Source organism: Streptomyces sp. NPDC043867, from assembly GCF_056435845.1.
Map to the genome: position 1 here is coordinate 166624 of NZ_JBWKDS010000012.1, position 14403 is coordinate 181026.

Annotated in this window: 11 protein-coding genes and 1 pseudogene; 10 read left to right on the forward strand and 2 right to left on the reverse strand. The window is 72.1% G+C overall.

All coding sequences use genetic code 11. The annotated features are described in order from the left end of the window. Positions 1-109: 109 nt before the first annotated feature. The gene (locus tag AC069T_RS14870; protein ID WP_478783116.1) at positions 110-1696 is read right to left on the reverse strand and encodes an alpha/beta hydrolase; all 1587 of its coding nucleotides are present in this window, start codon (positions 1694-1696) and stop codon (positions 110-112) included. A 178-nt stretch (positions 1697-1874) separates the two neighbouring features. Continuing rightward, positions 1875-2472: pseudogene (locus tag AC069T_RS14875) on the reverse strand (radical SAM family protein); the annotation flags it as partial. Between the two features lie 15 nt (positions 2473-2487). On the opposite strand from AC069T_RS14875, the gene AC069T_RS14880 reads away from it, so the two are divergent. The 10 genes from AC069T_RS14880 (at position 2488) to AC069T_RS14925 (ending at position 14398) form a co-directional block, all read left to right on the forward strand. Beyond that, entirely contained in the window at positions 2488-4101 is a 1614-nt protein-coding gene (locus AC069T_RS14880; protein ID WP_478783117.1) for a recombinase family protein, read from the forward strand. 213 nt (positions 4102-4314) lie between these two features. Then, positions 4315-4626: a helix-turn-helix domain-containing protein gene (locus AC069T_RS14885; RefSeq protein WP_478783118.1), complete on the forward strand. Its 312-nt coding sequence runs from the start codon at positions 4315-4317 to the stop codon at positions 4624-4626. Next, positions 4613-4828 carry a hypothetical protein gene (locus AC069T_RS14890; RefSeq protein WP_478783119.1) on the forward strand — a complete coding sequence of 72 codons (216 nt, stop codon included), beginning with the start codon at positions 4613-4615 and terminating at the stop codon, positions 4826-4828. The genes AC069T_RS14885 and AC069T_RS14890 overlap by 14 nt, the downstream gene beginning before the upstream one ends. Positions 4829-4835: 7 nt before the next feature. Then, positions 4836-5207, forward strand: coding sequence for a hypothetical protein (locus tag AC069T_RS14895; RefSeq protein WP_478783120.1), 372 nt, complete (start codon positions 4836-4838; stop codon positions 5205-5207). 422 nt (positions 5208-5629) lie between these two features. Beyond that, on the forward strand, positions 5630-6073 hold the full coding sequence (locus tag AC069T_RS14900; protein ID WP_478783121.1) for an SRPBCC family protein: 444 nt from the start codon (positions 5630-5632) through the stop codon (positions 6071-6073). A 228-nt stretch (positions 6074-6301) separates the two neighbouring features. After that, positions 6302-8668: an MFS transporter gene (locus AC069T_RS14905; protein WP_478783122.1), complete on the forward strand. Its 2367-nt coding sequence runs from the start codon at positions 6302-6304 to the stop codon at positions 8666-8668. Positions 8669-8817: 149 nt separating this feature from the next. Beyond that, a complete protein-coding gene (locus AC069T_RS14910) occupies positions 8818-11289 on the forward strand; it encodes an ATP-binding SpoIIE family protein phosphatase (RefSeq protein WP_478783123.1) in 2472 nt (823 codons plus the stop codon). Between the two features lie 140 nt (positions 11290-11429). After that, complete coding sequence (locus tag AC069T_RS14915; RefSeq protein ID WP_478783124.1) at positions 11430-12167, forward strand: class I SAM-dependent methyltransferase; 738 nt, start codon at positions 11430-11432, stop codon at positions 12165-12167. Positions 12168-12222: 55 nt separating this feature from the next. Beyond that, the gene (locus AC069T_RS14920) at positions 12223-13056 is read left to right on the forward strand and encodes a M55 family metallopeptidase (protein ID WP_358854597.1); all 834 of its coding nucleotides are present in this window, start codon (positions 12223-12225) and stop codon (positions 13054-13056) included. Next, a complete protein-coding gene (locus tag AC069T_RS14925) occupies positions 13049-14398 on the forward strand; it encodes a M20/M25/M40 family metallo-hydrolase (protein ID WP_478783125.1) in 1350 nt (449 codons plus the stop codon). Before AC069T_RS14920 ends, AC069T_RS14925 begins: the two co-directional genes overlap by 8 nt. Positions 14399-14403 lie beyond the last annotated feature (5 nt).

A 14403-nucleotide genomic window follows, 5' to 3' on the forward strand; every position in this document is an offset into this window, starting at 1 on the left:
ACGTTCTCCCTCCCCCCCTCCTCCGTCTCTTTTTCTCCCCCTCTCCCCCCCCCCCCCCCCCCCCCCCCCCCCCCCCCCCCCCCCCCCCCCGCCGCCGGAATGCGGCGGCTCAGCCGCGGAAGCCGAGCAGCCCGTGCAGCGTCGAGCCGCGCGAGGCGGCGGCCGTCCTCTTCGCGCTCAGCGGCTTCGGGTCGGGCAGCGCCTCGCAGACCGCGTCCGCCTCGCCGTCACCGCGCGGCACCCGACCGCTGTCGAGATACGCCGCCAGGTGCTTGTCCAGGCAGGCGTTCCCGCTCAGTGTGACGCCGTGGTTCCCGCCGTGCTCCTCCACCACCAGGCTGGAGCCGCGCAACTGGTGGTGGACGGCGACGGCGCCCGGGTAGGGCGTGGCCGCGTCGTTCGTCGCCTGGAAGAGCAGCGCCGGGGGCAGCGCGTCGTTGGAGACGCCGACCGGCCGGAGCGGCTCGACGGGCCAGAAGGCGCAGGGCGCGTTGTACCAGGCGTTGCTCCAGGTCATGAACGGCGCCTCCTCGTGCACCGCCCAGTTGTCCTTGCGCCACTGCTCCCAGTCCCGGGGCCAGGACGCGTCACGGCACTGGACCGACGCGTAGACGCTGTAGCCGTTGTCGCCCGCCGAGTCGACCGCGCCGAACTTCCCGTACGCCTCGACGAGCGGGCCGGCGTCCTTGTCGTTCACGTAGGCCGCGAACGCCCCGGCCAGATGCGGCCAGTAGCCGTTGTAGTACCCGCCGGGGAGATAGGTGTCCTCCAGTTCGGAGGGGCCGACCTTCTTCCGCGCGGGCTTCTTCGCGAGCGCCGCGCGCATGCCGTACCACTTCGCCTCGACCCCGGCCGGATCGGTGCCGAGTCCGTACGTCCTGTCGTGCTTCGCGACCCAGGTCATGAAGGCCAGGTGCCGGTCGTTGAAGGCGCGGTCCTGCTGGATGTTGTCGTCGTACCAGACCCCCGTGGGGTCGACGACGGAGTCCAGCACCAGGCGGCGCACCCGCTCCGGGTACAGCTTCGCGTACACGGCGCCCAGGTAGGTGCCGTACGAGTACCCGAGGTAGTTGATCTGCCCGGCACCCAGTGCCCGCCGGATCGCGTCCATGTCCCGGGCCGTGCTCACCGTGTCGATGTGGGGCAGCACGTCCGCGTACGTGGCACCGCAGGCCTCGGCGAAGGCCCTGGCGCGGCCGAGGCCGGCCCTCTCCACGGCCGGGGTGAGCGGAACGGAGTCGGGCCGCACCGGCGCGAAGTGCTTCGGCCGGCAGTTCAGAGCCGGTCTGCTCGCACCGACTCCGCGCGGGTCGAAGCCGACGACGTCGTACTGCGCCGCCACCTTCTTCGGCAGCGCGGAGGCGACGAAACCGGCGAGGGTGCGCCCGCTGCCGCCCGGCCCGCCCGGGTTCACCAGCAGGGGCCCCTGGTACGTCTTCGCGGTGTGCGGGACGCGGGACAGCGCGAGGGTGATGCGCTGCCCGTGGGGGTTCGTGTGGTCCAGAAGCACCTTCAGGGACGCGCACTGAAGCGTCGGGTAGGCGGTGGTGCCGCACTTCTTCCACGCGGGCTTCGGGGCGGCGGTCGCGGCGCCGGGCGGTACGGACGCGGCGCCGGCGTCGGCCCCGGCCGGGACCGGCGCGAGCATCGCGGCCACCACGGCGGCGGCGCACAGAGCGGCTGCGCGTTTCTTCATTGGGCCTCCCAGGACGGAGGAGCTGAGCCGTGCACCTCACGGCCTCCGCCGTATCGTCCCGGAAAGGGGGCCCGGAAGAACTCGTTCTGGGCGGGCTTGACCCGATTGAGTAGCGGGATGCGCTCGGATGCCGCCGGGCGGCTTCGGGCACGCGGAGCCCGGGCCCGTCCGCGCCGCCTCAGAGCAGCGTGAGCTGGGTCGGCTCCGGTGGTGCCGGGGCCGGCCCGGGTGCGGCGGTCCTGCGTGCCGCTCCCGCGCGCGCGGGTCCGATGCCGTACTCCTGCGCCAGTTCGTGGACCTGAAGGGTGATGTGGCGCTGGTACCACCTGGGTGCGTAGGCGCCCTCCTCGTAGAGCCGCTCGTAGCGGCACACCAGGTGCGGGTGGTGGTGCCCCAGCCAGGCCATGAACCACTCCCGTGCCCCGGCCGCAGATGCAGCACGAGCGGAGTGACCGAGGTGGCCCCGGAGGCCGCGATCGCCCGTACCGTGGCGCGGAGTTGGCCCGGCCTGTCGCCGAGGAAGGGGATCACCGGCGCCATCAGGACCCCGCACGCGATGCCGTGTCCGCTCAGCGTGCGGACCGCGTCCAGGCGCCGCTCCGGGGCCGGGGTGCCGGGTTCGACGGTGCGCCACAGCTCGGGGTCGGTGAAGCCCACCGACACGGAGATGCCCACGTCGGTGACCTCGGCCGCCTGCTTGAGCAGGTCGAGTCGAAGCCGAGGCCGGTGTCGAGGTCCAGGTAGCTGTGCGTTTTGCGGGCGAAGCAGTACATACACGTAAAGTGCACTGCATGATCGCGTTTCAGAACGGCGCGACGTACAACCGGATCCCGAAGGCCGACGCGGGCGACGAGGACGGTGTGATCCGGCAGGCCGAGGACACCGCCGCGCTGGCCCTGCGGCGGGGCATCCCGGTCGCCGACCACCACCGCTTCGTCGACAACAACATCAGCGCGACGAGCGGCAAGCACCGCCCCCAGTACGAGGCGCTGATGGCCGCCGTTCAGCGCGAGGAAGTCGACTGCATCATCGTGACGTACATGTCCCGGCTGTGGCGCGGGACGCGCGAACGCCTCGACGGCATGGAGATCCTGAAGAAGCACCGCGTGCCGCTGCTGACCGTGAAGGGGCCGGAGTTCGATCTCACGACGGCTCAGGGCCGCCTGATGGCTGGGGTGATCGGGGAATTCGACACGTTCGAGGTCGAGCAGATGCGGGAGCGGGAGCAGCGCGAGGCTCTCCAGCGCGCCGAACGCGGCGAGTTCCCCACCGGCCCCCGGTGCTTCGGGTACACCGCGACCGGCGGTGTGATCGTCGAGGACGAGGCCGCCGAGGTGAAGGCGATGTTCGAGGCGCTGCTCGCCGGGGCCAACGTGTCAGGCATCGCGGCCGACCTGAACGCGCGGGGCGTCCTCAACCGCAATGGGAAGTCGTGGACCCACAACTCCGTGCGCGGCGTGCTCCTCAATGAGCGGTACGCGGGCATCCGTGAGTTCCGGGGCGAGGAGTACGCGGGAACCGGCTGGAGCCCCATCGTCGACGAGGACGTGTGGCGCAAGGCCGTAGCCGTCCTGACCGATGACGCGCGCAAGACGTCGCCGGGACCGGCCCGCAAGCACCTGCTCTCCGGCATCGCCCGGTGCGGCGTGTGCAACAACGGCACCACGGTCACGAGCGCGCAGCGCGGCGACGGCAAGACCGGCTACAAGTGCCGGGGCAAGGTCAAACACCTGATGCGGGTGGCGGAGCCGATCGACGCGCTGATCGCCAACACCGACCCAGCCAAAGGCTCGATGGGCGTGGTGATCCAGTTCCTGTCGCGGCCTGACGCGCGCCCTGCTGGCCGACGAGGACCGCCCCAACGCGGCCGAACTGCGCACCCGCGCAACGGCCTTGAGGGCCCGCCTGGACACCCTGGCGGACGCCTTCGCGGACGACGACGAGGCCGACCCGGTAGAGTACAGGGCCGCCGCGAAGAGGATCAAGGTCCGGCTGACCAAGATCGAGGCCGAGATGGCCCACCCGACCCGGGGCCCGGTGCTCGCCGGGCTGGTCGACGCCGGCGATGTCCCCGCCGCCTGGGACGCCCTCCCGTTGGACCGCAAGCGCGCCGTGATCAACCTGCTGATGACGGTGACGATCCACCGCGCCGGACCCGGCCGCGCCCACTTCCGCCCGGAGACCGTAGTGATCGAACCCCGCCTAGGATGAAATTCGTATATGCCACGGGGGGGCCCACACCCCTGGCGCGGGCGGGGATTCAGATCCAACAAATCATCTGTCGCAGAGTAGTGTCGGGCGCAGGCCCAGACCGCAGCATCCCGAATCCGGGGCTGCGGTCTTTCCGCGTTCCGAGGGGACCACCATGGCCCAGAAAACCAGTTCTCCTGGACGGCCGATCATGAACCGGATCTCGCGGCCCTGGTCGCCGCCGGTCTGGACCCCTCGGACATTGAGCACCTGCGCCCGGCCTACCGGTCATGCAACAACCGCAAGGGGAACCGGCGTCCGAAGCCGCCGCCCAACGTGTCCCGCCGCTGGTGAGCATATCGCGAAATAAGTGCGACAAGCAGGAGATGAGATCTGGCCGCGCGTTAGGTGCAGGGGGGAGGCCGGCGATGCAGACCACGAAGCGAAAGAAGCAGTTCGGCCAGTACCTCTCAGGGCTGCGCCGAGACGCGCGCCTGTCCCAACGCACCCTCGCCGACCGGCTGTGCACCGTGTCCGGCATCGCCTCTGTCACCCGGAACGAGGTGTCCCGCTGGGAGCGCGGCGAGCGCATCCCCGGGGCCTGGCTGCCCGCGCTGGCCGCCGTCCTCGGGGCCCGGCTGGAGACCCTGGAAGCCGCCGCCGCGTACGCCCGGGTGGAGACGGCCGGACGCCTCCCGGGGGTGTTTCGCCACCCTGGCCGAGCTGTTGCCACCAGGTGACCCACTGGAGCCGCTGAGCGCCGGTACCGGACGGCGCATCGGGGCCGACACCGTGGCCCGTCTCGCGGGACGGGTGCACGGCCTGCGGCTGGCCGACGACGTCCTGGCCGGAGGTGACCTGATCGGCACCGCCTTCCGGGAGTTGGGCTCTGCCGTCAAGCTGCACCGCGAGTCGGGCCGGGGTCGGAGAGCTCGGCGATGATCTCGCTGTGGGGGCGTACGGCGAGGCCACCGGGAACGCGCTGCTCGTCCAGATCGGCGAACTCGCCCAGATCTCCGGATGGACAGCTTCCGACGCCGGGGAGCAGGGCCAGGCCGAACGGGCGTACCGGCTCGGCATCAGCGCCGCCCGGCAGGCTGGTGACGGCGTCCTGGTGGCCAACATCGCCGGCTCACTCGCCTACCAAATGAGCGACACGGGACGCGAGTTGGACAGCGTCGACCTGGCCGAGGCGGCCGTGGCCGAGGCCGGGCCCGACGCGCCCCCGAAGACACGGGCCCTGTTCCTGGATCGGCGGCTGGCCGATTTCGACGAGGTACCCGACGTGCGGGCCGTCCTGGCGGAGCACCCGGTGGCGTGATCGTTCTCAGGATCCGTCCGAGGGAACTTTGCGATCTTGGGAGTCCTTGCGTGCGGCGCCTCGCACGAGTACGGCGTAGGCGACCGACCTCCGCAGGGCGGGACGTTGCCGGGTGAAGGGCGACCCCGCCATGCCTTTCCAGGCCGTGTCTGCGTTCGGGTTGCCAGGCATCATCGAACCTCCTAGCCGGAATAGGGGTACGGAGTGCGGTACACACAGGCGCGGTCCCCGTCGGGGTCGGCCGTGAGGTTCTCCCAGCGCATGAGTCCTCCTAGGTAGCACTGGCCCCAGAATAGAACACTTGTTCCCTTGATCGTGCGAACCGGTTTCCGTGCTCCGGCAGGGACCCCGATTTGGGCCGCCCGGGCGCCGGGTGGTTGGCTTGCCGCACACCCCGGAAAACCAAGTGCTGGAGGATGTCAATGGCGCAGGTCGAGGCCACCACGGAACGGGTCATCGCGGCGGATGCTGAGGCGGTCTTCGATGCCCTGGCCGACTACAGCGGCACGCGCGCGAAGGTGCTGCCCGAGCACTTCAGCGAGTACGAGGTGCGCGAGGGCGGCGACGGCGAGGGCACCCTCGTGCACTGGAAGCTCCAGGCCACCAGCAAGCGGGTGCGCGACTGCCTGCTCGAGGTCGGCGAGCCGTCCGACGGTGAGCTCGTCGAGAAGGACCGCAACTCCTCGATGGTCACCACCTGGCGCGTCACCCCGGCCGGCGAGGGCAGGGCGCGCGTCGTCGTCACCACCGTCTGGAACGGCGCCGGGGGCATCGGCGGCTTCTTCGAGAGGACCTTCGCACCCAAGGGCCTCGCCCGGATCTACGACGCGGAACTCGCCAACCTCGCCGCCGAGGTCGAGAAGTAGCCGAGCGGCGACTCGGAACTGCTGCTCCGGGGCCCGGAGTTGACTCTCCGGGCCCCGCTCGCACTCACCGTTTCGAGTGGTTCTCCGCACGGCTTCCCCGTCCGCCGCAGGGCTCCGACCGGCGGTTACGCCCTTTCGGGCGGTTTGAGAGGCGACTCGTCGTACTTGCTCCCAGTTGTCGCGTAATGCGAGAAATGGGCCGCGCAGACGCGACGAGGGGAGCGGTACGTGGGCGGGACGACGCTGGTGGAGACCGAGCGGGAGGCGGCTCCCGTCGTCGACGCGCCGCCCCGGGCACCCACCCCCGGCACGACGGGCCTCAGCCCCCGCCGGATCCGCATGGTGTTCGTCGGGCTCATGCTCGCCCTGCTCCTCGCGGCGCTGGAGCAGATGATCGTCGCCACCGCGCTCCCCAGGATCGTCGGCGAGCTGCACGGCCTGGACAAGATGTCCTGGGCGATCACCGCGTACCTCCTCACCTCGACCGTCGGGCTGCCCGTCTACGGCAAACTCGGTGATCTCCTCGGGCGCAAGGGCGTCTTCCAGTTCGCCATCGTCGTCTTCGTCGTCGGCTCCGCGCTGGCCGGCCGGGCGCAGAGCATGGACCAGCTGATCGCCTTCCGCGCCGTCCAGGGCGTCGGCGCGGGCGGCCTCCTGATCGGCGTGCAGGCGATCATCGCGGACATCGTGCCGCCCCGCGAACGCGGCCGCTACATGGGACTGATCGGCGCCGCCTTCGGCCTCGCCTCGGTCGCCGGGCCCCTGCTGGGCGGTTACTTCACGGACCACCTGTCCTGGCGTTGGTGCTTCTACATCAACGTGCCCTTCGGCCTGCTGACCCTCGCCGTCGTCAGCGTCGTGCTGAGGCTCCCGAAGCCCACCGCCAGGGCGCGTCTCGACGTCCTCGGGACCCTGCTGCTCGCCGCCGCCTCGACCTGCCTGGTCCTGCTGACCAGCTGGGGCGGCACCGAGTACGCCTGGGACTCCCGGGTCATCCTCGGGCTCGGCGCCGGAGCCCTCGCCGCGACGGCGCTCTTCCTGGTCACCGAGCACTTCGCGCCCGAACCCCTCATCCCGCTGCGGCTGTTCAGGGACGGCGTCTTCAACGTCACCGCCGTCGTGGGACTGGTCATCGGCATCGCGCTGTTCGGCGCGGCCAGCTACCTGCCGACGTACCTGCAGATGGTCGAGGGCGCCTCCGCGACCGGGTCGGGTCTGCTCATGCTCCCCATGATGGGCGGCATCGTCGGCGCCTCGGTGATCTCCGGCCAGCTCATCAGCCGCACGGGCCGCTACCGGATCTACCCCGTGCTCGGCAGCGCCCTGTCCGCCGTCGGCATGTGGCTCCTGTCGCGGCTGGAGACCGACACGCCCCGGCTGCACTACAGCATCTGGATGGCCGTCCTCGGCACCGGCATCGGCATGGTCATGCCCGTCCTGGTCCTCGCCGTGCAGAACTCCGTGCGCCCCGCCGACCTCGGCACCGCCACCAGCGCCAACAACTACTTCCGGCAGATCGGCGGCAGCGTCGGCGCCGCCGTGTTCGGCACCCTCTTCGCGAACCGGCTCGCCGACGCGCTGGCCGAACGCCTCCCCGCGCCGGCCGGCGGCCCGGACCCCGAGTCCATCACCCCCCAGCTCGTCCACGCGATGCCCGCCGCGCTGCGCGACGACTACATCCGGGCGTACGCCGACGCGATGCCCCGGATCTTCCTCTACCTGGTGCCGGTGCTCGTCCTAGGCCTGCTGATCGCCTTCTTCCTCAAGGAGAAACCGCTGGTGTCCCACAACGCCCCCGCCTCCCTCGCCCAGGTCCCGCAGTCGCGGACGCACGCCGCCGGGGTCCCGGTGTGCGGCACGGTGCAGCACCACGACGGCACCGTCGTGCCGCGGGCCGCGCTCACTCTCATCGACGTCGCGGGGCGGCAGATCGGACGGGGTGCCAGCGGCGAGGACGGGCGGTACGCGCTGTCCACGCCGGGCACCGGTTCGTACGTCCTGATCGCGGCGGCCGGCGGTCACCAGCCGCAGGCGGTCTCGGTGACCGTCGGTGAACGCCCGGTGGAACTGGACGTGGTGCTCGGCGGCGCCGGGCGGCTGGCCGGCGGCGTGCTCACCGCGGACGGCACGCCGGTGCGCGACGCCACCGTCACGCTCACGAACGTCCATGGGGAGGTGGTGGCCACCACCCGCAGCGGACCCGAGGGCGGCTACGTCATCGCCGAGCTGGTCGCCGGGGAGTACACCCTGGCCGCCAGTGCGCCCGCGTTCCGCCCGGCCGCGCTCCCCGTCACCGTGCAGGCCGCGCGCGAGACCCGCCAGGACGTCGAACTCGCGGGCGGAGCCGTCCTGCGCGGAACCGTGCGGGCCGGCGGCGGGCGCCCCGTGGAGGACGCGCGCGTGACGCTCCTCGACGCTGCCGGCAACGTCGTGGACACGCTCACCACCGGCGGCGACGGCACGTTCAGGTTCGTCGACCTGTCCTCGGGCGAGTACACCGTGATCGCGGCCGGGTATCCGCCGGTGGCCACGGTGCTCCGGATGGCCGGGGGCGGCAGGACGGAACGCGACCTCCAACTGGGGCACGAGGACTGACCCGTTGGCGGTCCGTTCCGGCCCGTCCGCGCCGGAGCCGCCCCCGATGACGTCAATTCGAGCGTTGGCGCACATCGCGAGCGGCCGCCGCCGTACCGTGGTGACGACGACGCAGATCTTGCGGATCCGTGGGGAGAAAGGGCCTGGCCATGGACCGTGGCACGGAAGTGGGCGCACATCCCGGAGCGGGAACCGGGGAGGACCCCGCGGCGGGGTACGCCGCCGCGGGGCGTATCCCGCTGGCCGTGGTCGTCGTCGACCGCGACGGCCTGGTCTCCCACTGGAGCACGGGCGCGCGGCGCCTGTTCGGCGCCACCAGGGAGGACGCGCTCGGGCGCCCCGCCGCCGACCTGCTGCCCGTCTCCGGCGCCCTCCCCGACGTCGTCGACCCCGAACCGCTGACCGACGCGTACGGACCGTACGAGGTCTACGACGGGCTGGGCCCCGACCTTGAGGCGTCGCTCGGCGGCCGCAGCTCCTATCCGGCGGCGGGCCGCGCCCGGCTTCCCGGACCGGCCGGGGAGCGGCTCGACATCCTCTGGTGGGGCTACCCGCTGGTCGGCCCGGGCTCCGCCCGGCTCCTGGTGCTCGCGGCGGACGCGCAGCGCCTCCAGGCCGAGCGGGGCTACGACGACGAGGTCGTCGAGCGCATCGCCCCCGGCTTCGCCCCGTACACCGAACTCCCCGCGCCGGACGACCTCGCCAAGCGGCTGCCCGAGGTCCTGCCGAACATGGGCCCCGAGCTGAGCGGCCGCATCGTGGCGCAGATCCTCGACCTCGGCTATCCGGTGCTTGAGTTCAGCCAGTACGAGCGGGTGCCGGTGACCCCCGACTGGGGTGTGCCGCGCCGCGCGGGCAGGCAGCGGGCCACGGCCGGGACCGAGATCTCCGTGCCCCGTCCCGTGCCGTCCGGAGCCGAGCACGACCTGGAGTACGCCGCCGTCCGCGAGCGGCTGGAATTCCTGAACGAGGTCAGCACCGGCATCGGCTCCTCGCTCGACCTCGGCGAGACCATCCGCGAGGTCACCAGCGCCGCCGTGCCCCGCTTCGCGGACTTCGCCGGCACGCACCTGCGCGCGGCCGTCCTCGCGGGCGAGGGATTCCCGGACGGCCCGCCCGACGTGACGACCGTGTGGCACCGCGTCTGGGTCGAGCACAACGACGAGCCCGGGCGCTGGGACGACACCGTGCCGGTCGGCGAGGCGATCGCCTTCCCCGAACACACCCCGTTCTTCCGGTGCATGGTCACCGGGGAACCCGTGCTCATCCCGCGCATCGACGAGCAGTTGGGGAACCGCATCGCGGGGGAGTTCGAGAAGCGGGACCTGCGGCCCCTCATCACCGGCCGGTCCCTGCTCATCGTCCCGCTCAAGGCACGCAACGTGGTACTCGGCTTCATGGTGCTGATGCGGCGCGCGGACCGCGAGGCGTTCGACGACATGGACCGCACCACGGGCGCCGAACTCGCCGCCCGGGCCGGCCTCGTGCTCGACAACGCCCGCATGTACACCTACCAGGAGAACGTCGCCGACACCCTCCAGGACAGCATGCTGCCGCAGGTCGCGTCGCGCATGGCGGGCTGCGACGTCGCGACGCGCTATCTGCCGGGCACCCGCCTCGGCCGGGTCGGCGGCGACTGGTTCGACACCATCAAACTCCCCGGCTCACGCACCGCGCTGGTGGTCGGCGACGTCATGGGCCACGGACTCAACTCGGCGGCGATGATGGGCCAGTTGCGCACCGCCGTGCAGACCATGGCCACGATGGGGACGCCGCCCGCCCAGCTGCTGCGCGGCCTCGACGACCTGGCCCGGCGGCTCGGCGAGAACTACCTCGCGACCTGCCTGTACGCGGTCTACGACCCGATCCGCGGCGAACTGCAGCTCTCCAACGCCGGTCACATCCCGCCCGTCGTGGTGCGCGCCGCGAACGGCCGCAGCGAACTGCTCGACCTGCCGACCGGCGCGCCCGTGGGGGTGGGCGGGGTCCCCTTCGAGACCGCGGTCGTCCGCGTCTCGCCCGGCGACCGGCTGGTGCTGTGCACCGACGGTCTGGTGGAGGTGCGGGGCGCCGACATCGGCGAGGGTCTCGCCGCGCTCTGCGAGTCCGCGGCCCACCCGGCCGCCTCGATGGACGACGCCTGCGACACGATCATCCGCGCGCTGAACACCCACGGCGAACGCAAGGACGACGTGGCACTGCTCATGGCCCGGCTCAACGGCATCCCGAACGACCACGTCGCCGAATGGCAGCTGCCGCGCAGCGCCCGGGAGGTGGCCCGTGCCCGGCGGCTGATCCGCGACCGACTGACCGCCTGGGGACTCGCCGACGCGGTGGAGACCGCTGAGCTGCTGGTCAGCGAGGTCGTCACCAACGCCGTACGGCACGGCGCGGGCGACGCGATCGGGTTGCGGCTGGTCCGCACCGACGCGCTGCTGTGCGAGGTCACCGACGACGAGCCGACCCTGCCCGACTTCATGACCGCGGGCCTGGAGGACGAGGCCGGCCGGGGCCTGCGGGTGGTCAGCCGCCTGGCCCGGGAGTGGGGCGCGAGCGCCTCCGGACACCGCAAGACGGTCTGGTTCGAGCAGGCACTGACGTCCGGACCGCGTCACCGCTGACACCCGGGGGCGCCGGGGGCCTCCGAGAGCCCTCCCGGCGTGCGCGGGCTCGAATTTACGGTGAAGGAAACAGGCACCCCCTTGCCCCGCACCCGGTCGTCGCGATACTCCGATCATGACGTCGACCCTGGGGAGCGCGCATGAACGTGTCGGAGAACTACCGCAACGCCTGGGAGAGTTACTGGCGTGAGACTTCCGATGCGCCCGGAGAGGCGATCTGGGACTCCGCCCCGGCACTGACCTCCGTGCCGCACAGTGAACTGCTCCTGCCGCACGCGGACACCGGGCGCACCATCGTCGACCTCGGCTGCGGCAACGGCACGCAGACGCGTTACCTCGCCACCCGGTTCGCGCGCGCCGTCGGCGTCGACCTGTCCCACGCCGCCATCGACCACGCCCGGCGCGCCGGCGAGGGCGACGGCACCGGCGTCGAGTTCCAGCAGCTCGACCTGACGGACACCGACGCGGTACGCGCCCTGCACGCCCGGCTCGGCGACACGCACGCCTACATGCGCGCCGTCATCCACCAGAGCGAACCCGGGGCCCGGGCCGCGGTGGCCGCCGCAGTCGCCGAGCTCATAGGCACCGAGGGGCGGGCCTTCGTCGTGGAGCTCACCGCGGCCTCCCGGCAGGTGCTCCAGCAGGCCGCGTCCGCCCCGGACGGGCCCCCGCCCAAGCTGCGCCGGGTCTTCCACCACGGACTGAAGCCGGCCGACGCGTCGGACGACGAGGTGCCGCGGCTGCTGCGGGAGGCCGGACTGGAGATCCTCGCCGACGGCGACACGACGCTGCCGCAGACGGAATACATGGCGGACGGCACCCGCATCGACCTCCCCGCGCGCTGGTTCGTGCTGGCGGGGCGTGGCGCGGACGAGTGAGGAGTTGTCCACAGGCCTGTCCGTCGCTCGGCGGATGCGCGTACGGTTTCGAGGCATGAAGATCCTCATCAGCGCCGACATGGAGGGCGCCACGGGAGTGACCTGGCCGGCCGACGTGCTGCCGGGCACCCCGCAGTGGGAGCGCTGCCGCGCGATGTTCACCTCGGACGTGAACGCCGCCGTCCTCGGCTTCTTCGACGGCGGCGCCGACGAGGTGCTGGTCAACGAGGCCCACTGGACGATGCGGAATCTGCTCCTGGAGCGGCTGGACGAGCGGGCGCAGATGCTCACCGGGCGGCACAAGTCGCTGTCCATGGTCGAGGGGGTGCAGCACGGCGACGTGGACGGCATCGCCTTCGTCGGCTATCACGCCGGTGCCGGGATGGAAGGCGTCCTCGCGCACACCTACCTCGCCAACTCGATCACCGGGGTGTGGGTGAACGGCGTCCGGGCCAGCGAGGGCCTGCTCAACGCCCACGTCGTCGCCGAGTACGGGGTGCCGGTCGTCCTGGTCACCGGCGACGACGTGGCCTGCGAAGACGCCCTCGGGTACGCGCCGGGCGCGTTGAAGGTCGCCGTCAAGGACCACGTGTCGCGGTACGCGGCGGTGTGCCGCACCCCGGCCCGCACGGCGGCCGACATCCGCGCGGCGGCCAAGGAGGCGGCGGCCCTGGCCGTGCGGCACGAACCCGTCGTCGGTGAGCCGTTCACCGTGGCGCTGGAGTTCGACGCCGAGCACCTGGCGATGGCCGCCACGGTCGTGCCCGGTGTGGCGCGCACCGGCGAGCGGAAGGCGGAGTACACCAGCGGGACGATGTACGAGGGCATCCGCACGTTCAAGGCGGTCACCACGATCGTCTCCGCCGCGGTGGAGGAGCAGTATGGCTGAGCGACCGGCAGGAGAAGCCGGCACGGAGGGCGCCGGGCAGGTCGACGGGCGTGCGCTCGACGAGGTCGTCGGCTTCACCTCCGACCTCATCCGCATCGACACCACCAACCGGGGCGGCGGTGACTGCCGGGAGCGCCCCGCCGCCGAGTACGCCGCCGCGCTGCTCGCCGAGGCGGGTCTCGAGCCCGCCCTCCTGGAGCGCACCGAGGGCCGTACGAACGTCGTCGCCCGCATCGAGGGCACCGACCCCTCCGCCGACGCGCTGCTGGTGCACGGTCATCTGGACGTGGTGCCCGCGCAGGCCGAGGACTGGAGCGTGCACCCCTTCTCCGGCGAGATCCGGGACGGGGTCGTCTGGGGCCGGGGCGCGGTCGACATGAAGAACATGGACGCGATGATCCTGGCGGTCGTCCGGCAGTGGGCCAGGCACGGGGTGCGGCCCCGGCGCGACCTGGTGGTCGCGTTCACCGCCGACGAGGAGGCGAGCGCCGAGGACGGCTCCGGGTTCCTCGCCGACCGGCACCCCGGACTCTTCGAGGGCTGTACCGAGGGCATCAGCGAGTCGGGGGCGTTCACCTTCCACGACGGCGGCGGCCGGCAGCTCTACCCGATCGCCGCGGGCGAGCGCGGCACGGGATGGCTCCGACTGACCGCGCGCGGCCGGGCCGGCCACGGCTCCAAGGTGAACGACAGCAACGCGATCACGCGGCTCGCCGCCGCGATCACCCGCATCGGGGCCCACGAGTGGCCGCCGCGGCTCACGCCGACCGTGCGCGCGTCGCTGACCGAGCTCGCGGCCCTGTACGGCGTCGACAGCGACCTGGAGGACGTCGACACCCTGCTGGAGAAGCTGGGCCCGGCCGCCGCCCTCGTCGAGGCCACCGTCCGCAACAGCGCCAACCCGACGATGCTGTCCGCCGGCTACAAGGTCAACGTCATCCCGGGGGAGGCCGTGGCCCATGTGGACGGCCGCTTCCTGCCGGGCGGCGAGGAAGAGTTCCGCAGCACCCTTGACCGGCTCACCGGACCCGACGTGGAGTGGGAGTTCCACCACCGCGAGGTGGCCCTCCAGGCGCCGGTGGACTCGGCGACGTACGCGCGGATGCGGGCCGCCGTCGAGGAGTTCGCGCCCGAAGGACATGTGGTGCCGTACTGCATGTCCGGGGGCACGGACGCCAAGCAGTTCTCGCGCCTCGGCATCACGGGATACGGCTTCACGCCGCTGAAGCTGCCGGAGGGCTTCGACCACCAGGCCCTCTTCCACGGCGTCGACGAGCGTGTCCCGGTCGAGGCGCTGCACTTCGGCGTCCGCGTCCTCGACCGCTTTCTGCGAACGGCCTGACGAAG

Bases quoted from the DNA above. Each gene is read 5' to 3' on its own strand.
- AC069T_RS14870 (WP_478783116.1), bottom strand. From the start codon at position 1,696: ATGAAGAAACGCGCAGCCGCTCTGTGCGCCGCCGCCGTGGTGGCCGCG.
- AC069T_RS14880 (WP_478783117.1), top strand. From the start codon at position 2,488: ATGATCGCGTTTCAGAACGGCGCGACGTACAACCGGATCCCGAAGGCC.
- AC069T_RS14885 (WP_478783118.1), top strand. From the start codon at position 4,315: ATGCAGACCACGAAGCGAAAGAAGCAGTTCGGCCAGTACCTCTCAGGG.
- AC069T_RS14900 (WP_478783121.1), top strand. From the start codon at position 5,630: ATGGCGCAGGTCGAGGCCACCACGGAACGGGTCATCGCGGCGGATGCT.
- AC069T_RS14910 (WP_478783123.1), top strand. From the start codon at position 8,818: ATGGACCGTGGCACGGAAGTGGGCGCACATCCCGGAGCGGGAACCGGG.
- AC069T_RS14915 (WP_478783124.1), top strand. From the start codon at position 11,430: ATGAACGTGTCGGAGAACTACCGCAACGCCTGGGAGAGTTACTGGCGT.
- AC069T_RS14920 (WP_358854597.1), top strand. From the start codon at position 12,223: ATGAAGATCCTCATCAGCGCCGACATGGAGGGCGCCACGGGAGTGACC.
- AC069T_RS14925 (WP_478783125.1), top strand. From the start codon at position 13,049: ATGGCTGAGCGACCGGCAGGAGAAGCCGGCACGGAGGGCGCCGGGCAG.